Below are 304 nucleotides of genomic sequence, written 5' to 3' on the forward strand. Positions count from 1 at the left end.
CCTGTATTGAAGCTTCCGGCGTTGAACCTAGGTGATCAGGTGTCGGGGTGGGGTAACACGATCGTGAGTTTGGGCTCGGGTGTGGGCAATGTGGGTGATCAGATGGCGGGGTTGTTCTCCCAGGGTGCGGACAAGATCAGTTTGGCCAGCCTGGGATTCGCCAACCATGGTGGGCTGAATTTGGGTAGTGCGAACCTGGGCGATCAAAACCTGGGCAGCGGCAATGTGGGGTCGGGGAATGTTGAGTATTCCACTGCCGCTCAGGGTCAATGGGATTTCGGGGATGGTGACGGTGTAGTCGGCG

At 58.2% G+C, this 304-nt stretch carries 1 pseudogene; it reads left to right on the top strand.

Annotated features, from left to right (window positions below):
- Positions 1 to 21: 21 nt before the first annotated feature.
- Positions 22 to 304: pseudogene (locus BST27_RS35200) on the top strand (hypothetical protein); the annotation flags it as partial.

It is taken from the genome of Mycobacterium intermedium, assembly GCF_002086275.1.
GTDB classification, from domain to species: domain Bacteria; phylum Actinomycetota; class Actinomycetes; order Mycobacteriales; family Mycobacteriaceae; genus Mycobacterium; species Mycobacterium intermedium.